The following is a 20,622-nucleotide window of genomic DNA, read 5'->3' on the forward strand; positions in this document are numbered from 1 at the left end:
TCAAGTTCCCAGGAGTTCCTCAAGCCGCTTTATACGTTGTTGAATAGTCAGATCAATCGGCGATAATTCTGGCCGTAATGAGCCGCTATCCTGTCCTTGCTCATCAAGTAATGTCGCCACATCGCCACCTACCGAGAGCCGACGCAGCTGTTCCACATCCGATAGCGATTTTTCCGTGGGTAGAAACAACACAGGGCACAATTTCCCCATTTCTGCCAATATCGCTTGTAAGCGCATGCACTCTTCTCGTGAAGGGCGTAATTGCATGGGCTCAAAGGGGATTAGCGCCAGCTCTTCTTGCGCGTTGGTAATTTCTGCTTCAACATTGGTGGCTTCTCTTAGTGCTGCAGGTCGTGCATCAGGTGACAACGCAGCCAAACTTGTCAGTCCCTTCAATGCATTACTGATATGGATACGCACCGCGTCTACAATAGCCACCGGCCATAGCAGGGTAAAGATGACATACACCACCAGATTGCCCAGCAAAATACCGAGCACCCGATCAAGCGCCACGCCCAGGTCGGTACTCGGCCCAAAACCTTGCAACACGGTTAGCAGGAAAGCCAGCCCTATCTGCACACCAGCATAGGCGATGCGCTCACTGCCGCATGACACCCAAGCGGCCAATAGAATGCAGCCAAACACCAACGCCATCAATTGCCCAATATCACTCAGGTGGGGAATGATAAAGATAATCGACAGCACCCCCATCAATGCCCCAATCAGGCAACCAATGATGCGCAACACCAGTTTATGCACCGTCTCACCGGTCGTCCCTAGCGCCGCTACATAACAAGTTATCATGGCGGTATGAATGTCTTGCCAGTCCAATGCGGTGTAGACCAGATAGCAAATCAGAGCCGCAGCCGTGGTTTTCAGTGCAAAACGTTGATGGACGGGGTTCGTCAGCGCATCTGCGGCAAAGAATGAAGACTTCGGGGCCGCCAAATCTTGCCCATTATCAGCATTCGCCAGAGCTATTAATGAGCGGCTGATTTCCTCGATTTCATCACCGGCATTGCCAATAACAACATGGGGGATATCAGCAAGATTACCCGCGGCAATCGCCTGTGCTGCATTGCTACAATAGGCCGCCAGCTCGAAACGCACATTTTCTGGTGAAGTCGCAGGTAAAACCGAAGTTGCCAACAGTAGCCGGTAAGTGCTTTTCACGGCACTTTCAAGCCAAGCGGCTTCGGCTGCGGGCCTAAGGTGGAAAATACGGACAAAAAGCGCCCGCTGCTGATGCTCACTCTGCCCTTCTTGTAGCAGCTCCTTTACCTTATCCATAGTGGCAGCATCGGGTTGTCGCAATGCCTCAGCCACCGCCAATAATCGTTCGGATAAACAGTCTCGTAATAACCGCTGTGGCATGCGACCCAAGAAAAGGTTAAAGACAATCAGCAGTAACATCGGGGAAACGGCCATTAACCAGGCATATAACAACCCGCGCGTGGCTACCTCCCCCATGGGAATGTCACTGAGCAGCGTCATGACAAAAGCAATCACCAGCGCAATAATACTGCCCACCGGGCCAAGCTTACTGGCTGAGCCAAGATAGAGAAATAAAAACGAGCTGACAATCAAAGCCGCCATGCGCAATGGCGCAGCTTCCAAAGTGAAGTGGATAAGCAGAAATACCAACCCGACCACCAGCGATACCAATATCGTGATAGCGATGGCCATGACCATGCTCTCGACGCCATCCGGTTTCATCACGAAAATAATGAGATAGCAGCTAATCGCCGATTCCGGAATGCCGTATACCATGGCTATCATGGCCATCAATGCGCAGAGCGCCGCCACTCGCCAGGCCTGAGCTACGCGCCCGGGGAAATAGGCTAAATCCGCTTTTGCCTGACGGAGTATGCCGCCAAGTGTCCCGTCAGCAACCGTCGTCATTACGCACGATAACCACAGCAGTCGCCCCGATTCGCATCAAGTCCTCCGGCGGTTTTTCCAAACTGATTCTCACCGGGAAGCGCTGCACAACACGCACCCAATTCAATGATTTAGGCACATAAGGCAAGACTCGCGGAACATTCAACATATCCTCAGAACTCACGCCCCAACCAATCCCCTCAACCCGCCCTTGTATCGCGCGCTGTCTGTCCGCCATGGCATACACGGTAGCGCAGTCGCCTACCTTAATATTTTTCAACTCGGTTTCACGGAAAAAAGCCGAAGCATGCCAGTGCTCGGTATTGATAAGAGTAAAAATAGCTTGATCCGGGGCAACGAATTCCCCCGCAGAAACAGTCAGCCCCACCACCCGGCCATCATGGGGCGCACGTATTTCGGTATTGGCCAGTTCACGTTCGGCGATAGCCAGCGCCGCACGCCGCGCCGCCACCAGCGCTTCAGAAGCGGCGGTACTGCTGACCAGCGCTTCAGCCGCAGAGGACTGTTTTAAAGCCTGTTTTAGGCTAACTTCGGCATCGTGTTTTGCCGTGGCCGCATCATCAACCTGCTGGGCGGTGACATAGCCTTTAGAGAGCAAAGGTTGCAGCCGAGCCAATGTTTGAGTGGCCAACTTGAGATTGGCCTGCGCCCGCACAATCTGCTCATTGGTGATAGCTGCATTGGATTGTTCAGCGACCACCGTCCGTTGCTGGGTATCGTGGGCGGCCTGCGCCATTTTTAACTCAGCCTGTGCTTGTTCGACTTGTAGCCGATAGAGATCCGGCTCGATGGTAAATAACAGGTCGCCCCGCCGAACTTGGCTATTTTCCGCAACATTAATTGCAATAATACGCCCTGGCACCGAGCTGGCGACATGGACGACACTGGCCCCGAGTTCTGCATCCTCAGATAACGGGTTCAAGGTGGTTTGCCGCACTGAAAGCCAACCAGATATCACTGCCGCGATAATGATAATGCCAGTGACAATCAGCGCCAGCTGCCGCTTGCGCCCACTCCCTTGTAGTTTATTCATATTTATGATTCATCGCGTAAACAGTAATAGGGAACAGATGAATGCCACAGCCAGCGCCAGGCAGACATACACCAACAGCCGCCATGGCAGCACCTCATCAATACCCACGCGAATAAACAAAACGCGAGCCATTACCGCTACGATTATCCCGATAAAAGCGCAAGCCATCCATGAGGGAAAGTAAGAGCCAACTAAGGAAAATAAGGGAGCCTCACCTCCTGAGCAGCCACTCAACGCGATAGCCGATAACAGAACCCATGGCCCACGCCATAGATTCTGTTGTGCGGTGTTCAAAAAAAGCCATAAAACCCACTGCGGCTTCCTGAGGGAAGTCATCTTATTCATTGAACAGCCTCAATTAACACGTGACACCCCACCAGAAAGTCAGGTTTATGGCCCCAGACAATGACTAGTGATCGCCTGCCAAGGTGTTTTTGAATATTTGCCCATCTTTCATAATTACCCGAAATGCTTTCTCTGGTTGAGCAATAAGTTGAATATCATCGAGTGGATTGCCCTCGACTAGAATCAAATCAGCCAACGCGCCATTTTCCACCACGCCCAACTTACCGGGATAAGGATTTCTTGGGCCGGAGAAAGCACAAAGTTCAGCATTAACACTGGTCGCCATCTTGAGAATTTCAAGCGGTGAATACCAACGAACTAACTTGGCTAATTGCGCCCCTTGCCGGGTTGCCAGCCGGGCATCAAACAGTGTGTCGGTGCCCCATGCAGTCTTGATGTTATATTTCTTCGCCAACATATATGCCGTATCCGTACCCGCAACCATTTCGAGTTGTTTGGCACGGGAAGCCGGGGTTGGGGTTGGCACGGCATCTTCATCATCAAGGAAAGGTTGCAAGCTCCACCAGATGCCTTTTTCGGCCATTAGCTGCACAGTTTCCTCATCCAACAACTGGCCATGTTCAATACACTTAACCCCGCCTTTGATAGCCATAGTGACGGCGCGGGGGGTATAGGCATGGACGGTTACATAGGTGCCCCAGTTTTCAGCTGCGGTGACTGCAGCCTGGATTTCTGCTACCGAACCTTCCGTCACATCAATGGAGTCGTACATAGAGCTGACACCACCACCAGCCATATATTTGAGTTGCGATGCACCCCGCATCAATTGCTCTCTGGCACGCAACAGCACCTGATCAGCTCCGTCGGCAATCGCGGTCATTCCCACGCGCTCGGCATAACTCAAAGGATCAGAGGGTGTATGAGGCAATTCGCCCAATAAGCGAAAATCGCCATGCCCACCGGTTTGGGTGATGAAAGCGCCTGAAGGGAAAATTCGTGGGCCTGTGGCTATTTGTTCATCAATGGCACGTTTTAAGCCAAAAACTGGCCCGCCCATATCACGTACCGTGGTGAAACCGCGCATCAAAGTGGCATCGGCTTCAGCAATAGCCAGTGCCTGAATGTAGTTAAAATCTGCCGTCATGGCTGTCATCATCGACGGACGAGCCATAATGGCATGCCAGTGTGCATCAATCAGCCCCGGCATTAATACGCCGCCACCACCGTCAATCAACTCCACATCTGCTGAGATAGGCGCATCCGCAGGTTCTACTGATTTGATTTTATTGCCCTCGACTAATACGCGTAGCCCGTCCCGCAAGTGGTCTGAAACACCATCAAAGACGCGGACATTAATAAAAGCCATAACGCGCACAGCATTGGCTGCGATATCTCTTTTTTGCGGCTTTGTCCCCGGAACCGCCGCTGCAACCGCTGCCGGAGTAATCGGGGTTGATTGGGCTGCTTTCTGAGAAAATACCGTATTGATGCGCACAAATGCTGGGCTATTACAGAGGCAACCTTCGCCATGAGTATGGGGGAGCTGAATTAATGGCATGTGAGACATAAAGTTCTCCTTAATGAACTGTCCCCCAATCAATAATCAGAGGGCACGCTCTCGATCATAGAACAAATTTGCTCGTAACAGATTATTTTTACAACACAAATTAACTAGAGATAGTGATAGAACTCTTACCCTGACACAATAATACCGGTAACCGTATTTTTATTGTTTCCCGGATTAGTCGAAAAAGTCATCTATATTTTCCGTTTTAGGCAAAAATGCAGATGGCATATAATCATTCACGATTATCATCGAGCCTATTAATTCTTATCTTATTTAGCAAGTCTATAATTTTCTCAATGCGCCATCCTCGACTACATCAAGACTTGGCAACCTTTACTTATTTATGCCAATATACATATCATATATGTTTCGTATAGGTTCGTTATGGGAATCGTTAAAATCTCTGATTTAATGCATGAAAATCTGCGCATCGCGAGTCAGGCCATGAGTCGGTCAATAAACGCGCAGGCCGAGCACTGGCTCAAGATGGGGATGCTCACTGAGCTTTACCCTCAGCTGAGCCATCATGAACTTGCTCGAGCATTGGTTCAGGTGGAATTACAGGGCGGAGCAGACATTGCCAAAATCATCCTGAGCGAAACTCATATGCCTAATAAAGAAGAGAACGCGCAATGACAGCAGTAAAAATCCACTCACCAGCAGAAATTGAAATGGCGCGCGCCGCCGGACAAGCCGCGGCAAAAGTCTTGGAGATGATAACACCCCATGTTCAAGCAGGGGTGACAACTGATGAGATTGACCGCTTGTGTCACGACTATATTGTTAACGAACTGAAAGTTATTCCAGCAAATATTGGCTATCACGGCTATACCCGCACAGTTTGTACCTCGGTAAATCATGTGGTCTGCCATGGGATCCCGTCGGATAAAAAACTTAAAAATGGCGATATTGTGAATATTGATGTCGCAATTATTAAAGATGGCTGGTATGGCGATACCAGCAGAATGTATTTTGTCGGTGAACCCTCAGTTAGAGCTAAACGTTTGGTGGATATAACTTATTTGTCAATGGTTGCCGGGATTCAGGTTGTCCGTCCAGGAGCAACACTCGGTGATATTGGGGCGGCGATTCAACAGGTGGCGGAAGGCGCTGGGTTTTCTGTTGTGAGGGAATATTGTGGTCATGGTGTGGGGCAGGAATATCATACCGACCCACAGATTCTGCACTATGGGACGCCAGGAATGGGCATGCCGCTTAAAACGGGGATGATTTTTACAATTGAGCCCATGATTAATATCGGGAAAGCCGCCACCAGTGTACTTTCTGATGGTTGGACGGTGGTCACCAAAGACCGCTCGCTTTCCGCTCAGTGGGAACACACCATTGCTGTGACAGAAACGGGCTATGACCTGCTGACACCATGGCCTGAGGGCACCGGCGAGTATCCGGCAATCTAATGCTCATCTTATTCGTGGCGGCCAGTTCTGCCACGAATAAAAGTGATGTCACCGCTCAGTGTCTCAACGGTAATACACCGCGATATGCTGATCTTGCACTTTTTCTATTCTGATTTTTATATCAAAAATTTCCTCGAGAATACCCGGCTTCATTATTTCTTCGGGCGCTCCACGATAAATGACCGCGCCATCTTTCATGGCAATAATATGGTCAGAATAGGCTGAAGCAAAGTTGATATCATGAATAACCAATATAATCGTTTTGTTCAATTCATCAGCCGCACGCCGTAATTGCTTCATCATCGCAACACAATGCTTCATATCCAGATTATTTAATGGCTCATCGAGCAGGATATATTTTGTATCCTGGCATAGCACCATGGCCACATATGCGCGTTGCCGCTGTCCACCCGATAATTCATCAAGATAGCGGTCTTTCAGCGGCATCAGATTGAGAAATTCCATCGCCGCATCAATATACTGGCGATCATCTTCATTCAGCCGCCCTTTCGAATAAGGGTAACGCCCAAACCCAACCAAATCCGCTACTGTCAATCGGCTGGTGAAATGGTTTTCCTGCCGCAGGACTGACAGGATAGTTGCCAGCTTATCCCCTGAGGTTTTGGCAACATCCAGTCCATTAAACAGAACGCGCCCGAGGTCGGGAGTCAGTAACCGGCTCATAATTGACAATAATGTGGACTTACCCGCGCCATTTGGCCCGATGATTGATGTTACTCCACCAGAAGGAATACTCTCATTTATATTATTGAGTACCGTTGTATTCTGGTATTTTTTATAAATATCCGTTATTTCAATCACACCGGAGCCTTTTTTATTAAAAGATAAATAAACAGCGCGCCACCGACAAACTCAATGACTACGGAAAGTGTTCCCGACATGTTAAGCAAACGTTCGAGGATCAATTGCCCACCTACCAGAGTAATAACCCCCAACAGGAAAACCCCTGGCAGCAAATATTGGTGCCGGAATGAACCCACCAGCGGATAAGCCAGATTGGCAATAAGCAAACCTAAAAAGGTTAGCGGCCCAACCAGTGCTGTCGATATAGCCACCAGCAATGAGACAAGCAACAAAATAGTCGTAATTTTTTTCTGATAGGCAACACCGAGATTAATCGCGGTATTTCTACCCAAGGCGATAACATCCAGACAATGGCGCATGCGCCAAATAGTTATTGCCACGATAATAATTATCCCAGTAGAGAGAGCAATAATCTCCGGGGCCGCCCGGGTAAAGGTGGCGAAGACCCTGCCTTGCAGAACAGCAAACTCCCCTGGGGAGAGCAGGCGTTGCATCAAGCTAGACAAACTGCGGAACAGAGTGCCACACACCAACCCAACCAATAATACCTTGTGCAGGTTTATCCCGACGCCGGTGAGCAACCAGCGATAGAGAAATACTGAAAACAGCAGCAGTAAGGCCGATTCACAGAGAAATTTTCCTGTTATTCCTAATACCCTGAATCCATTGGCATCGACAAAAAAGATCAACATGGTTTGGATTAAGATAAATAGCGCTTCAAGCCCCATCACTGACGGTGTCAAAATACGATTATTCGTCACTGTTTGGAATAACACGGTAGCAATGCCGGCAGCAAACGCGACCAATACCATGGTGGCTAAAATAAGGCCGCGATGCACCAGAACATACTGGATATTGCCCCTGAGATTAATTGTCATAAAAAGGATAATTGCGCCAAGGGCAATAATGCTTAATAACAATAATCGCTTGGCCGGCGAGTTTAATGTTTTGCTTATCTCTTGGAAAAGAGGGCGTGGTGCAGAGTAGTCATTAGCCTGCATGGCGTTTTGTCCTAACAATTAATAATAGGAAAACGAGTGCGCCAATTGCGCCCAGAATAACGCTGGCAGGAATTTCAAATGGATAACTGACTAACCGACCAATAATGTCACAGAACACCACTAAACCGCCGCCACACAGCCCCACCCAAGGTATAGTCCGGCGCAAGTTATCCCCCATCGCCATGCTGACAATATTGGGCACAATTAACCCCAGGAAAGGCAGCACGCCAATCACCACCACCACCACGCCACTTGTGATGGCAATAATGGACATCCCCATCAGCATAACCAGCTGATAATTCAGGCCGACATTGACGGAAAAATCCCGCCCCATTCCGGCGACAGTAAAACGGTCGGCTATCAGGCAGGCAATCAACGTCAGTGCGCCCACTATCCACAATAGCTCATAACGGCCTTGCAATACCCCCGAGAAATCACCTGATTCCCAGCTGCCCAATGATTGCAGCAGATCAAACTCCATTGCCAGGAACGTCGTCACGGCGCTAAAGACCGCCCCCAGCATAATGCCGGTCAGCGGCACCATCAGCGCCGATTTCATTCTCATTCGTGCCAGCAACAGCATAAAAAGCGCCGTGCCGCCCATGGCAAATACGGTGGCCACCAACATCTTAACCATCACGGGGGCGGCGGGGCTAAACACCATGACCAGCAATAAGCCAAGACTGGCCGATTGGGTCGTGCCAGCAATAGAAGGCTCGACAAAGCGGTTTTGGGTGAGCATCTGCATGATAAGGCCAGCGACACTCATAGCACTGCCCGCTAAAACCAGTGCCAAGGTTCGCGGCACGCGGCTTATCAAAAAGATGTCGCGCATGTCGGGGTCTGACCAGACCTCGGCCAGTGTGACATTCCCGGCACCAATGAATAAGCTGCATGTCATAAGGCCCAGTAAAATAACTAGGCCAGCTATAAAGCTAAGATTTTTCATGGGTCATGAATTACTGCGCGGCGGCTTGTTTATCCAACACAGCGCTGATTTTATCCATCAGTTGCATATAGCTCTGCACCCCACCGGCAATATAGAGCGAGGCCGAATCAAGATAAATCACATGATCATTTTTCCAAGCTTTAGTTTTACGAATCAGTGGGTTATCTAGAATCTGTTGCGCCGACTGATTTTCAGTGCGCCCAATCGCATTATCGCGGTCAAGGACGAACAACCACTCAGGGTTAGCATTCAGAATAAATTCGGAAGTCACCACGTTGCCATGATTACCAGCTTCAGTGAAGCTGGCCGCGGGCGTGAAACCCAACTCGTCAAAAATAAAGCCAAAACGCGAACCTGGGGTATACGCCGACATCTTACCACCACTGACCATCACGACCATGGCCGAACCAGCATTAGCCGATTTCTGTTTGATGGCGTTGATCTGAGAGGTAAATTTCTCCATCAACGTTTTTGCCTCGTCCTCTTTACCGAAAATAGAGGCTAATTGTTCCGTGCGCTGAGTCAGGCTTTGGGTAAAGTGCTTAGGATCGATATCCAGCGCGATGGTTGGCGCAATGGCACTCAGTTTGTCGTAGGCATCTTGCGCACGGCCACCCGCGATAATCAGCTCAGGTTTAGCCTGGCTAAGCACTTCATAATCTGGTTCAAATAATGTGCCCGCGTTGAGATATTCTGCACCACTGTATTGGGATAAAAATGCCGGAAGATGTGTGCTGGTCTGAGGGACACCGGCAACTTTGATGTGCAAAGCATCGGCAATATCCAATAACGAGGGGTTCAGTATGATAACTTTTTGTGGATTAAGCGGAACCTGGGTGGTGCCCTGAGCATGTTCGATACTGATTTTTGCTGTTTCTTCAGGGGTTGTCGATGCATCATCACATCCGGTAAGCACAGCCGTTACTGCCAGTAATGATGAAAATAAAGCTAAACGTAATCGCATTTTCTCTCCTGAAAAGTGGGGATGTGGACATCCTTGATTGGGAACGCCAATGATTTGCATTACTAATATCAGGATAATACCTATCTATGCCGACAATTAATAGAGAGAAAAACCCATGAATAAGATGCGGGCTTGGCAGAAAAGTGTGGCGGTTATGTGAAGCGCTCATATCTCAATATCTACGCGGCGCTTTCCCGCCACTGACCAAGAAACTGCAGGAAATAGAGAATATGACAAAAGTCATTATTGGTAATTAATTACTTTCCGATATTTATCGCCAAAAAACATACGTTTAAACATGGAGTTATCTGGCTAATAGCACAATAAGGCCAAATAATAATCTTTATATGGTGTCTGTGGCAGAGATTATTAATGTGATGTTAATAAATGGTTATCCCATATTCGACTGAGTATACTGACTGACGTGCTTATTCATTACTCGGGTATGAAAAATATGTCGAATTATGCTTTACGTAGTACCATTTGGATTGGGGTATATCTGTTTTTTATTCTTGCCCCCTTGCTGGTGTTACTCACTGGGACATTACCCCCCGCCCGAGATTTTTGGACTGAGCTTTCTATTGCTCTTGGTTATGCCGGGCTGGCTATCATGGGGCTACAATTTGGCCTAACTGCTCGCTTTCGCTACGTGACGGAACCCTGGGGTGAAGATATTATTTATCACTTCCACCGGCGTATTTCACTGATTGCCGTCGGGCTGGTTATCGCCCATCCAATCATTCTCTTTGTTGCCCGCCCGGAATTACTGGCATTACTGAATGCCATGGATGCCCCATGGCGCGCCCGTTTTGCGGCACTGTCGACTTATTCACTGATTGCTTTAGTCATTACCGCATTGTGGCGGGTGCAGCTCAGGATCCGTTATGAAATCTGGCACTTATCCCACATTATTCTAGCCGTGATTGCGGTTATTGCCGGAATTGCCCATATGGTCGGTTGGGGTTTTTATCTCGATGACCCGTTAAAAAAAGCACTCTGGGTGGGGCTGATTCTTTTTTGGTTTGGATTGCTCTTATATGTGCGCATCGTCAAACCACTCTTTATGCTGCGCCGGCCTTTTCGGGTGGTGGCGGTGCGTAAAGAGCGTGGCGATACCACCACCCTCGTCATGGAACCTGAGGGTCATAGTGGTTTTCATTTCACTCCGGGTCAGTTCGGATGGCTAACAGTTTGGGGCAACCCATTTAATATCACCGGACACCCGTTTTCATTTTCATCCAGTGCACAGGCCAGCGGCGGGCGTGTCGAGATGTCGATTCGCAATTTAGGCGATTTCACTCGTCATATTGCTCAGATACCGGTTGGCCAGCGGGTTTATCTGGATGGCCCTTACGGCGCATTCACCCTAGGTAATCCTGCTGATATGCATGTCCTGATCGCCGGGGGGGTTGGCATTACCCCCATGATGAGCATGTTGCGCACGCTAGCGGATCGTGGCGATCCGCGCCCTGCCTTGCTGCTCTATGGCAGTAAAGATTGGGAGTCGATTACATTTCGTGAAGAATTGGAAACCTTACAACTGCGGCTTAATTTGCAAGTGGTGCATGTGCTGTCAAACCCGTCGGCGGATTGGGCGGGAGAGAAGGGATTCATTGATGCTGAAGTGTTCAAACGCCACTTACCGCCCCCCTATGCCAGTCATGAGTATTTTATTTGTGGCCCGAATGTGATGATGGATGCCATTGAAAAAGCACTGGCAGAAATCAATGTGCCAATGTCGAAATACCATTCTGAGCGCTACAGTTTTGCCTAAGGAGTTTATCTATGCGGCGTTTGTTTGCTGACCGGCTAGTGATTGCCACAGCCGTTATTGTCATAGTCGTTGCGGTGCTATTTGCTTGGTTGCGCGTCGCCGGGTAAAGCGCTTATTTATATCCACGGTTTTTATGGCCGCCAAAAAGAGTCGCCCTCTGTTGCCTGAATATTTGCGGGCTTTATCGTACTGGCCCGCAAATTTCGTGCAAAACCCGAACAGTTATATGACGATTTCGTGAACAATATCTAAAGAAATGATAATTAGTTTGATCTATCTACGCGGGTAGATACACTAAAAGCACGGGATAAAATTAACGTTATCTAATGTTTCCTCGTCACAGCCAGTTTTGCTGCTTAACCTCCATGGCTGAGTAAAGGCGAATAAACACACGAATAAAAATGCGTGAACATGATGCTTCAACACCAGGGGAACTCTTTTAATGACTTCACTAAATAGCTCGGCGGCAGGCAATGCTCCATCAGAGAGCATGGCTGCGGAAGAGCGTTTGGCAACGCCAGAAGGTCGCAAAGACTTTTGGCGCGCCACCTTTTCATGTTGGCTTGGTACGGCCATGGAATATGCAGATTTTGCATTGTATGGTTTAGCAGCTGGCATAATATTTGGTGATGTCTTCTTCCCTGAAGCAACACCTGCTATCGCGTTGTTATCCAGTTTTGCCACTTACTCTGTCGGCTTTATTGCCCGCCCCATTGGCGCGCTATTGTTTGGTAGATTAGGTGATCGCAAAGGCCGAAAAGTCGTGATGATTACGACCATCACCTTGATGGGCGCTTCCACCACCATGATTGGCCTTATTCCAAGTTATGCCTCTATTGGCTTATGGGCTCCGGCCTGTCTGGCATTCTTGCGCTTTATGCAGGGGCTGGGCGCGGGCGCAGAACTGTCTGGCGGTGCTGTGATGTTGGGGGAATATGCCCCCGCTAAACGGCGCGGTTTGGTCTCTTCCATTATTGCATTGGGTTCTAACAGCGGTACGCTGCTGGCGGCCTTGGTGTGGTTGTTGGTCTTGCAGATGGACAAACAAACACTGCTCGATTGGGGCTGGCGTATTCCATTCCTGTCTAGCATTTTAATCGCCGGAGCTGCGCTATTTATTCGTCGTCATATGCGGGAAACCCCAGTATTTGAGCGCCAAAAATTGGTGCTGGAACAACAGCGCCAGCAAGCATTGGCACTGAGTCACCAGCATGCCGCTGAAGTGGATAACCGCACATTCTGGCAGCGCAGCAAATCATTTTGGATCATGGTGGGCTTGCGTATCGGCGAGAACGGCCCGTCCTATCTCGCGCAAGGCTTTATGATTGGTTATGTCGCCAAAGTGCTGATGGTGGATAAGTCGGTGCCGACCATAGCGGTATTTATTGCTTCCTGTCTGGGCTTTCTGATCATTCCACTGGCAGGCTATCTGTCAGATCGCTTTGGTCGCCGCATTACCTATCGCTGGTTCTGCTTGTTATTGATAATCTATGCTTTCCCGGCATTTATGCTGCTAGAAACCCGCGAGCCTATTATTGTGATGGGGACTATCATTGTTGGGATGGGTTTAGCATCACTCGGTATCTTTGGTGTGCAAGCCGCCTGGGGTGTGGAGTTATTTGGGGTGACGAACCGCTACACCAAAATGGCGGTCGCAAAAGAATTAGGCTCCATACTCTCCGGAGGAACAGCGCCATTAATCGCAGCAGCCATGTTGACACTCACCGGTCACTGGTGGCCAATCGCGCTCTATTTCGCCGTAATGGCAGGGATTGGTTTTGTCACCACATTCTTTGCACCAGAAACACGTGGGCGTGATCTAAACTTACCGGAAGATGCAATTTAACACCGAGAACCCCTCTATATGCTCTAAATAGCTCAAGTTGCAGGAAGATTGCCAGCGGCGGCCCCACACAGGCGAGGCCGCCAGATGGACTCAGTCGGGAGAGCCGCTCGTGCATATGCAACTGGAAGCCTGACGAGTATAGTGATGTAACTGTCTGTTATTTGCAGAGATATCCTTCAGGGGTGCTTAGCATAGAGGTCACTTTGGTCAACCCGCAATCTCATCGAGTTACACGTTCTGATGTCGCACGAGAAGCCGGCACTTCGGTGGCGGTAGTCAGTTACGTCATTAATAATGGGCCACGGCCAGTTGCGCCCGCCACCAAACAGCGGGTGCTTGATGCCATTAAAAAAACCGGTTACCGCCCCAATGAAATAGCCCGTTCATTAGCTCGCGGGACCACCCAAACCTATGGTCTGATTGTCCCCAATATTTCGAACCCTTTTATCTCATCAATGGCTCATGCTCTACAACGTGAAGCTTTTGCCAACGGCCAAGTGCTGTTATTGGGTGATGCGGGTGATGACCGCCAGCGCGAACGCGAATTGATCAATAACCTACTGCATCGTCAGGTTGATGGTTTGTTGTATACCAGTGTTGACCGGCATCCCTATATTGAATTGATTCAGGCGACGGGCACACCTTTTGTCATGCTCGACACCGTCGATACTGCGCAACAGATCTGTGCCATTCGTGTGAATGAACGCGCGGCGGCGTTTCAGGCCACCCAGCACCTGATTGAACATGGTCATCGTGATATCGCTATTATTTGCGGGCCACTGGATATGCTCAATACTCAAGATAGGTTGAATGGTTGGCGCGATGCACTGCAGCAAGCCGGGCTGAATGTGCATAATAAGTGGATTTTCCCGACCACATATACCCGCCCGGGTGGTTATCAAGCTGCGCTACAAATGCTGAAAGGGCTTTTGCCACAAGCCCTGTTCGCGACCAATGAATTACAGGCATTTGGCTGTTTGCGCGCCATGGCCGAGCATAATTTGACCGCCCCGCAAGATCTGGCGCTCATCTGCTTTAACGGCACCATTGAGTCTGAATATAACGTGCCGTCATTGACCACCGTGCGCCAGCCTGTGGATGCTATGGCAAAAACCGCCATTGAGATGCTAAGACTGTGGGACGGTACACCGACTATGCGCGAATTCGATTTTTCGCTACAAATCGGTGAGTCCTGCGGTTGTGCCAAATGCAAAGAAGTTGATTTCCCACTATAAAAGATAAAAACATGCGTTTAATTATTGATTGTGACCCAGGAAATGGCGTACCCGGCGCCAATGTCGATGATGGCTTAGCACTGGCTGTTGCCATCGCCGCACCGGAAATAACATTAGAATTAGTGACTATCGTGGCGGGAAATACCCCAAGCGAGGTCGGATTTTCTGTTGCCCATGATTTAATGGCCCGTTTGGGATTAAATATCCCCATCATTCGGGGTGCATCACAGGCACTGGTCGAGCCCGCAGCACTTTGGCGCGACAAGCTGGATAATGGCGCAGCCCGAAATGGATTAACTGCACTTTGGCAACAAACATCACCCCCGCCTGTTGTGGCTTCCAGCGCGCCATTAGCAGCCCATGCCATCGGGGAATTAATTTGCAATAACCCCGGTGAAATAACCTTAGTGGCTATCGGCCCGCTGACAAATATCGCCCACGCCCTGCAGCTTTACCCACAAATGGCGTCATCGGTGGCAGAAATTGCTATCATGGGCGGTGTATTTAATGTCGATGGCTACCTTAAAGACACTAATTTTGGTATCGATCCCGAAGCCGCCCATGTGGTGCTGACCAGTGGGGCAAACATTACCCTGGCACCTTTGGATGTCACCACGCAAACTCAACTGCTGCATCAGGATTTAGATAAGCTTGCGAAAATTGACTCGCCACTGTGCCGTTATCTGGTCGAAACACTCCGTCCGTGGATAAGTTACTCGATGCAAACGCGCCAACTGCCCGGCTGTTGGGTTCATGATGCATTAGTCATCGCCCGGTTACTGGACCAAAGCATCGTGACCGCGACCAGCGATTATGTTGATGTCATACTAGAAGGCGCGCTGACCCGCGGGATGACGGTGCGCTTTAGCCCAGAAAATCTGCGTCTGGATGTCGGTATTCCAGCACCGCGGGGTAAACCAATAAAAATTCTGCAATCTGTTGATAATAAAAAGCTCTTGGAGACCATTTATCAATCCTTGAGCAATTTCACCTAATCTGATTGGAGCCACTCACTACAACTGAGACTGACTATGCTGACACTGCTTCATCTGCTTTCTTCTGTCGCCCTGCTGGTGTGGGGAACACATATCGTCCGCACAGGTATCATGCGGGTTTATGGTGCTGATTTGCGCCGGGTGCTGAGTGCCAGTATCCAGAAAAAACCCACGGCATTTATCGCCGGGATTGGCGTCACGGCGCTGGTGCAAAGCAGCAATGCCACGGCGTTGTTGGTGATTTCATTTGTATCGCAGGGGCTGATTTCATTGTCCCCCGCATTGGTGATTATGTTAGGGGCCGATGTGGGGACGGCGCTGATGGCGCGGGTGCTCACCTTTGATCTCTCCTGGCTGTCACCATTGCTGATTTTAGGCGGGGTGATTGTCTTCCTCGGTCAGCGAAAAGCCCGAGTGGGCCAAATGGGGCGAGTGTGTATTGGCCTCGGGCTGATAATTCTCGCCTTGCAACTGATTGTCACCGCTGCCGGCCCGATTACACAGGCCACGGCGGTTCAGGCCATTTTCTCCTCGCTGACCGGGGATACTATTCTGGCGCTATTGATTGGCGCGCTGTTTGCCATGATAAGTTATTCCAGTCTGGCCGCGGTGCTGCTAACCGCGACACTCGCCGCCACCGGTCTGGTTCCGCTGAATATCGCGCTTTGCATTGTGATTGGCTCCAATTTGGGGAGCGGATTGCTGGCCTTGATAAGCAGCCGTGGGCAAAATGCGGTCTCCCGCCAAGTGGTATTGGGGAGCCTGCTGTTTAAAGTTATTGGCTGTATTTTGGTGGTTCCTTGGGTCAATATGTTAGGCAAATGGCTGTTCGAGCACAACTTACCCGCCGCCGAAGTGGTCATTTACTTCCACGTTTTCTATAACCTGCTGCGCTGTTTGTTGATGTTGCCATTTGTTGAAGTAATGGCTCGTATGTGCAGCCGCTTGGTTCATGATGATCCCAATACGGCCCAGCCCTCGGCACCGCGCTATTTAGATATCACGGCGATTGATACCCCGTCACTGGCATTAGCAAATGCGGTGCGGGAAACACTGCGGATGGGCGATGTACTGGAACAAATGCTGTTTCGCTTTAAAGAGGTGCTGGAGGGTAATAAACAGCAAAAACATGAAGTTGGCCTGTTAGAAGACGAAGTCGACATGCTGTATAGCGCGATAAAACTCTATTTGGCGCAAATTCAGCAAGATGAATTGGGCGAGATTGATTCACGTCGCTGGGCCGAAATTATTGACACCGCCGTCAATCTTCAGCAAGCAGGCGATATTATTAGCCGCATGACATCCGATGTTGCTGCTAAATCGCTGAATGCGCGCAAGCCGTTTTCAGCCGAAGGCTTTGAAGAGTTAAACACTCTGCATGCCCGGCTAGTCACTAACCTGGATTTAGGGATGTCGGTATTTTTGTCGCGCGATATCAATAATGCCAAGCGCTTGCGCCGTGCCAAGCACCGTTTTCGCTTGTTGAACCGCCGCTATTCCCATGCTCACGTCGAGCGTTTGCACCAACAAAACGTCTTGAGCATTGAAACCAGCAGTCTGCATATGGGGCTATTGGGGGATATGAAGCGCTTGAACTCACTGTTCTGCTCAACGGCATATCATGTATTGGAAGTGCAGGAAGAAGCATTGGATTAAATGCCTAATATTAGGGGAGAGTGATGAATTCGCTCGCCCCTAACGGGCTGTTTACGCGGGTTATTCAGCCGCAGACCGGCAGATAGTTCGCGTCAGTTCATATGATTTAACAAAGGAACTGATTGGCAAAAATTTAAATGGCAAATGGAAGTTATGCGCGCCAGTGAAATAGTTCGGCGCTAATAACCCTTTGCTCGATAGTATTAAGTATTCTGGTTTACCGATTTTCCTGCGGTTCTACTGATGACATGTTCTGTCCTTTTTCTTTAAAGAGGCCATAGCCAAAACAAAGCGGACAGAAAATTCTGTCGCGATAGAGTGATTGCATGATATGGAAGAAGATAAAACCAAAAGTTAAGGTATTTTCGTATCTATAACAGCCCACTCCCCATCAGCAGGCTATTATTTTAATTTTGAAAACGCGCTTATTTCTTCAATTGTAATGTCGTCATACACGTTTGGCTTTCAGCTTGGGTCGCAAAAGGTGACGTAGCTTTAAGACCTTGATAAGTCACTTCAATTGTCCCTTCCGTGTTACGGGGTAACCATACTCCAATAAAACCATTGTGGTAGCTGGTCAGTTTATCCTGCAAGATAACCTTCCCCGCTTTATCAGTAATTTTCACATCGAATGCAGTATTAGCTAATTCGCCACGGCACCCAGAGAGACTGTGGTTAAAGCAGGGGTGGGTTTGGTTTATATAAGGCGCAAATGAGAGATAGAATTTATCCCCCAACGGGAAAGAAAACTGCTGTTGCCCGTCCGATAATTTCAATTCAGTCCCGGTTACCGCAGCAGAATATGCCAAAGGGCGAGATTGTTCAGATTGATCGATGGCCTCAATCATTTGTTCAGTGGTTTTTCCAGATAAACCATGCTGAGCCAAAAATTCCGTTTGAGTTGTCGCCGAGGCAAAGTGACTGAAAGTGATGGCGGCAAAAGCAACAAGCGCCCAACGTGTTACCGCAGCAAATGTTTTATTCATTATGTTAAGCCTTAAATAAGCGAAATGTATTTTATAAAGTAAGGCATAATCTAAACCCTCCCCTTAGGGGAGGGTCAAAGGCATATTTGAATAGAAAGGTAAACCATTGTATAGAAGTGATTTCTATTGACCTAAATCAAATTGGAAGTGTGATATTCCCCGCGATTCTGATTAATTAATATCAGGGTGCTGAGCAATCAAGTTCTTTCTCTTTTTCTCAAGTTCGGCAATTTCCTGATCAATATCTTCTATATTCTGTTCGATGTTATCATGGTGTTCCTGCAATATTTCTTTAGCTTCAGCTTTATCTGAAGCTGCCGGAGTGGCCCCTTTCAGTGGCATATTCGCAGTTTCTTTCATAAAGACCCCAGTCACTAAGCCAATAACCGCCACCACCATCAAATAATAGGCCGGCATAAACAGGTTTTGTGTGGACTCAACCAGCCAAGCTGCTGCGGTTGGTGTTAGGCCTGCAACCAATACCGAGATATTAAAAGCAATAGCCAAGGCGCTATAACGTATATGAGTTGGGAACATCGCGGGTAATATCGATGCCATCACGCCGGTAAAGCAGTTAAGTAAAATTGCCAGAATCAACAGGCCAAAAAATATCAACCCGATAATACCGCTGTTAATCAAAATGAAGCTAGGGATGGCCAGAACAAACAACCCAATACTACCGAAAATAACAAAAGGTTTGCGACCAAATCGGTCACTCATTAATCCCATAACCGGCTGAACAAATAACATACCAAGCATAATAGCGATAATAATTAATACACCGTGGTCTTCAGAATAGTGCAGACTATGGGACAGATAGCTCGGCATATAGGTCAGCAGCATGTAATAAGTGACGTTGGTTGCGATCACCATGCCGACACAGATAATCAAGTTTTTCCATTGTTTGGTTAGAATTTCACGGAAAGAGACTTTCGGTGGCTGAGCAATATTATGACGTGAGTCATTATCAATTTTATCCACGTGCTGCTGGAAGGTGGGAGTCTCTTCAAGCGCATGGCGTAAATAAATACCAATTAGCCCTAATGGTGCCGCCACAAAGAATGGAATGCGCCATCCCCATTCAAGGAAACTGGCTTCCCCCACAATACTGGAAATTAACAGAACAACCCCGGCCCCCAGAACAAAACCGGCAATAGAGCCAAAATCCAGCCAACTGCCGAGGAAACCACGCTTTCTGTCCGGTGAATATTCAGCAACAAAAATAGCCGCACCGGTATATTCGCCACCGACCGAAAACCCCTGCGCTAATTTTGCTAATAACAGCAGTATGGGGGCCCAAATACCTATCGAGGCATAGGAGGGGATCAGCCCAATACAAAATGTACTGACCGACATAATAATGATGGTGACAGACAGAACTTTTTGTCGCCCATATTTATCACCCAGCGCACCAAAGAATAAACCGCCGAGTGGCCGAACCAAGAAAGGAACAGAAAAGGTCGCCAATGCTGCGATCATTTGAATGCCGGGGTCTGCACCGGGGAAAAACACCTGGCCGAGGGCGAATGCAACAAAACCATAGACACCAAAGTCGAACCATTCCATGGCGTTACCCAATGCCGCAGCAGTGATAGCTTTCTTCAGCTTGGCATCATCAATGATAGTAATATCATTGATTTGCATAGGTTTAATACTCTTTCTTCGTAGTCCCATTTTTTCTTCCTTATGTTCCCAATAGTGCCACTGCATAAAGTATGAAAATGATGACGTGCAGCAATACTCAGTAAAAAAATCAAATTTTCGTAAGATGTTTATAAGAATAGTTTTAAGACGAGGAAATTGCGTAGGGTGTTTCAACACTAAATCATTAGATAGATTAACTTATTATCACTCAAAATGCATGTTTGATAATCATAAAATCCCGTTAAAAGCAGTTTTAAGTGCTGCAATTTACTGATAAACAAGATTAAAAAACTAAAAACACAATAATTCCATAAGTAAGTCTTATATGCAGCTCCCGGCCTGATGCCATTAATGTTCAAATATTCAGCAGTATAAACACCAGCCAAGCCCCAGCAACAATACAGCCAGGGTTAGATGAGCATAAATATCCATCAAAATAATGATATTTATTGCTGCTCTCGATAGGGCAATGAAAACAACAAAAAGGCGGTGAGTTAATACACTGAACTTTTTCAAGTTGG

At 48.4% G+C, this 20,622-nt stretch carries 17 protein-coding genes and 1 pseudogene; 7 read left to right on the forward strand and 11 right to left on the reverse strand.

Features of this window, described 5'->3' with window-relative positions; all coding sequences use genetic code 11:
- The 4 genes from D5F51_RS18785 to D5F51_RS18800 all read right to left on the reverse strand — a co-directional run bounded on the left by D5F51_RS18785 (position 1) and on the right by D5F51_RS18800 (position 4,808).
- Positions 1-1,902 carry an FUSC family protein gene (locus tag D5F51_RS18785; RefSeq protein ID WP_162301788.1) on the reverse strand — a complete coding sequence of 634 codons (1,902 nt, stop codon included), beginning with the start codon at positions 1,900-1,902 and terminating at the stop codon, positions 1-3.
- Positions 1,886-2,935 (reverse strand): multidrug transporter subunit MdtN, encoded by a 1,050-nt coding sequence (gene mdtN, locus D5F51_RS18790; RefSeq protein ID WP_129198446.1) that lies wholly within the window; start codon positions 2,933-2,935, stop codon positions 1,886-1,888. Before mdtN ends, D5F51_RS18785 begins: the two co-directional genes overlap by 17 nt.
- A gap of 9 nt (positions 2,936-2,944) precedes the next feature.
- Complete coding sequence (locus D5F51_RS18795) at positions 2,945-3,280, reverse strand: YtcA family lipoprotein (protein ID WP_162301789.1); 336 nt, start codon at positions 3,278-3,280, stop codon at positions 2,945-2,947.
- Positions 3,281-3,344: 64 nt separating this feature from the next.
- A complete protein-coding gene (locus tag D5F51_RS18800) occupies positions 3,345-4,808 on the reverse strand; it encodes a metal-dependent hydrolase family protein (RefSeq protein WP_129198448.1) in 1,464 nt (487 codons plus the stop codon).
- A gap of 384 nt (positions 4,809-5,192) precedes the next feature.
- Between D5F51_RS18800 and D5F51_RS18805 the strand changes: the two genes are divergently transcribed.
- Both D5F51_RS18805 and map read left to right on the forward strand, forming a co-directional pair.
- On the forward strand, positions 5,193-5,444 hold the full coding sequence (locus D5F51_RS18805; protein WP_129198450.1) for a ParD-like family protein: 252 nt from the start codon (positions 5,193-5,195) through the stop codon (positions 5,442-5,444).
- Positions 5,441-6,226, forward strand: a complete 786-nt coding sequence (gene map, locus D5F51_RS18810; RefSeq protein WP_129198452.1) for a type I methionyl aminopeptidase — start codon at positions 5,441-5,443, stop codon at positions 6,224-6,226. The genes D5F51_RS18805 and map overlap by 4 nt, the downstream gene beginning before the upstream one ends.
- 63 nt (positions 6,227-6,289) lie before the next feature.
- On the opposite strand, the gene D5F51_RS18815 is transcribed toward map, so the two are convergent.
- Genes D5F51_RS18815 through D5F51_RS18830 form a run of 4 tightly spaced genes read right to left on the reverse strand, consistent with a single transcriptional unit; the run spans position 6,290 to position 9,965 of the window.
- The gene (locus tag D5F51_RS18815) at positions 6,290-7,048 is read right to left on the reverse strand and encodes an iron ABC transporter ATP-binding protein (RefSeq protein WP_129198454.1); all 759 of its coding nucleotides are present in this window, start codon (positions 7,046-7,048) and stop codon (positions 6,290-6,292) included.
- Positions 7,045-8,052, reverse strand: a complete 1,008-nt coding sequence (locus tag D5F51_RS18820) for an iron chelate uptake ABC transporter family permease subunit (RefSeq protein ID WP_087768301.1) — start codon at positions 8,050-8,052, stop codon at positions 7,045-7,047. The genes D5F51_RS18815 and D5F51_RS18820 overlap by 4 nt, the downstream gene beginning before the upstream one ends.
- Positions 8,042-9,001: an ABC transporter permease gene (locus D5F51_RS18825; protein WP_129198456.1), complete on the reverse strand. Its 960-nt coding sequence runs from the start codon at positions 8,999-9,001 to the stop codon at positions 8,042-8,044. The genes D5F51_RS18820 and D5F51_RS18825 overlap by 11 nt, the downstream gene beginning before the upstream one ends.
- Positions 9,002-9,011: 10 nt before the next feature.
- Complete coding sequence (locus tag D5F51_RS18830; protein ID WP_129198458.1) at positions 9,012-9,965, reverse strand: siderophore ABC transporter substrate-binding protein; 954 nt, start codon at positions 9,963-9,965, stop codon at positions 9,012-9,014.
- Positions 9,966-10,419: 454 nt separating this feature from the next.
- Here D5F51_RS18830 and D5F51_RS18835 point away from each other — a divergent pair, with 454 nt between their 5' ends.
- From D5F51_RS18835 to D5F51_RS18860, 5 genes are all read left to right on the forward strand, one after another.
- Positions 10,420-11,739: a ferredoxin reductase family protein gene (locus D5F51_RS18835; RefSeq protein ID WP_129198460.1), complete on the forward strand. Its 1,320-nt coding sequence runs from the start codon at positions 10,420-10,422 to the stop codon at positions 11,737-11,739.
- Between the two features lie 442 nt (positions 11,740-12,181).
- Positions 12,182-13,585, forward strand: a complete 1,404-nt coding sequence (locus D5F51_RS18845; protein ID WP_129198464.1) for an MFS transporter — start codon at positions 12,182-12,184, stop codon at positions 13,583-13,585.
- Between the two features lie 182 nt (positions 13,586-13,767).
- A complete protein-coding gene (locus tag D5F51_RS18850) occupies positions 13,768-14,820 on the forward strand; it encodes a LacI family DNA-binding transcriptional regulator (protein ID WP_162301790.1) in 1,053 nt (350 codons plus the stop codon).
- A gap of 11 nt (positions 14,821-14,831) precedes the next feature.
- Positions 14,832-15,815 (forward strand): nucleoside hydrolase, encoded by a 984-nt coding sequence (locus tag D5F51_RS18855; protein ID WP_129198466.1) that lies wholly within the window; start codon positions 14,832-14,834, stop codon positions 15,813-15,815.
- A 36-nt stretch (positions 15,816-15,851) separates the two neighbouring features.
- Positions 15,852-17,471, forward strand: a complete 1,620-nt coding sequence (locus D5F51_RS18860; RefSeq protein ID WP_087768308.1) for a Na/Pi cotransporter family protein — start codon at positions 15,852-15,854, stop codon at positions 17,469-17,471.
- A 60-nt stretch (positions 17,472-17,531) separates the two neighbouring features.
- Here D5F51_RS18860 and D5F51_RS18865 read toward each other — a convergent pair.
- The 3 genes and pseudogenes from D5F51_RS18865 to proP form a co-directional block, all read right to left on the reverse strand.
- A pseudogene (locus tag D5F51_RS18865) lies at positions 17,532-17,672 on the reverse strand (peptidase T); the annotation flags it as partial.
- Between the two features lie 224 nt (positions 17,673-17,896).
- The gene (gene cueP / locus D5F51_RS18870; RefSeq protein WP_087768309.1) at positions 17,897-18,457 is read right to left on the reverse strand and encodes a copper-binding periplasmic metallochaperone CueP; all 561 of its coding nucleotides are present in this window, start codon (positions 18,455-18,457) and stop codon (positions 17,897-17,899) included.
- A 171-nt stretch (positions 18,458-18,628) separates the two neighbouring features.
- Positions 18,629-20,131, reverse strand: coding sequence for a glycine betaine/L-proline transporter ProP (gene proP, locus D5F51_RS18875; RefSeq protein WP_087768310.1), 1,503 nt, complete (start codon positions 20,129-20,131; stop codon positions 18,629-18,631).
- Between the last annotated feature and the right edge of the window lie 491 nt (positions 20,132-20,622).

This window comes from Yersinia hibernica, from assembly GCF_004124235.1.
Lineage (GTDB): Bacteria > Pseudomonadota > Gammaproteobacteria > Enterobacterales > Enterobacteriaceae > Yersinia > Yersinia hibernica.

Coding starts and splice junctions, on each gene's coding strand:
- D5F51_RS18785 (WP_162301788.1), bottom strand. CDS start 1,902: ATGACGACGGTTGCTGACGGGACACTTGGCGGCATACTCCGTCAGGCA.
- mdtN (WP_129198446.1), bottom strand. CDS start 2,935: ATGAATAAACTACAAGGGAGTGGGCGCAAGCGGCAGCTGGCGCTGATT.
- D5F51_RS18795 (WP_162301789.1), bottom strand. CDS start 3,280: ATGAATAAGATGACTTCCCTCAGGAAGCCGCAGTGGGTTTTATGGCTT.
- D5F51_RS18800 (WP_129198448.1), bottom strand. CDS start 4,808: ATGTCTCACATGCCATTAATTCAGCTCCCCCATACTCATGGCGAAGGT.
- D5F51_RS18805 (WP_129198450.1), top strand. CDS start 5,193: ATGGGAATCGTTAAAATCTCTGATTTAATGCATGAAAATCTGCGCATC.
- map (WP_129198452.1), top strand. CDS start 5,441: ATGACAGCAGTAAAAATCCACTCACCAGCAGAAATTGAAATGGCGCGC.
- D5F51_RS18820 (WP_087768301.1), bottom strand. CDS start 8,052: ATGCAGGCTAATGACTACTCTGCACCACGCCCTCTTTTCCAAGAGATA.
- D5F51_RS18825 (WP_129198456.1), bottom strand. CDS start 9,001: ATGAAAAATCTTAGCTTTATAGCTGGCCTAGTTATTTTACTGGGCCTT.
- D5F51_RS18830 (WP_129198458.1), bottom strand. CDS start 9,965: ATGCGATTACGTTTAGCTTTATTTTCATCATTACTGGCAGTAACGGCT.
- D5F51_RS18835 (WP_129198460.1), top strand. CDS start 10,420: ATGTCGAATTATGCTTTACGTAGTACCATTTGGATTGGGGTATATCTG.
- D5F51_RS18845 (WP_129198464.1), top strand. CDS start 12,182: ATGACTTCACTAAATAGCTCGGCGGCAGGCAATGCTCCATCAGAGAGC.
- D5F51_RS18855 (WP_129198466.1), top strand. CDS start 14,832: ATGCGTTTAATTATTGATTGTGACCCAGGAAATGGCGTACCCGGCGCC.
- D5F51_RS18860 (WP_087768308.1), top strand. CDS start 15,852: ATGCTGACACTGCTTCATCTGCTTTCTTCTGTCGCCCTGCTGGTGTGG.
- cueP (WP_087768309.1), bottom strand. CDS start 18,457: ATGAATAAAACATTTGCTGCGGTAACACGTTGGGCGCTTGTTGCTTTT.
- proP (WP_087768310.1), bottom strand. CDS start 20,131: ATGGGACTACGAAGAAAGAGTATTAAACCTATGCAAATCAATGATATT.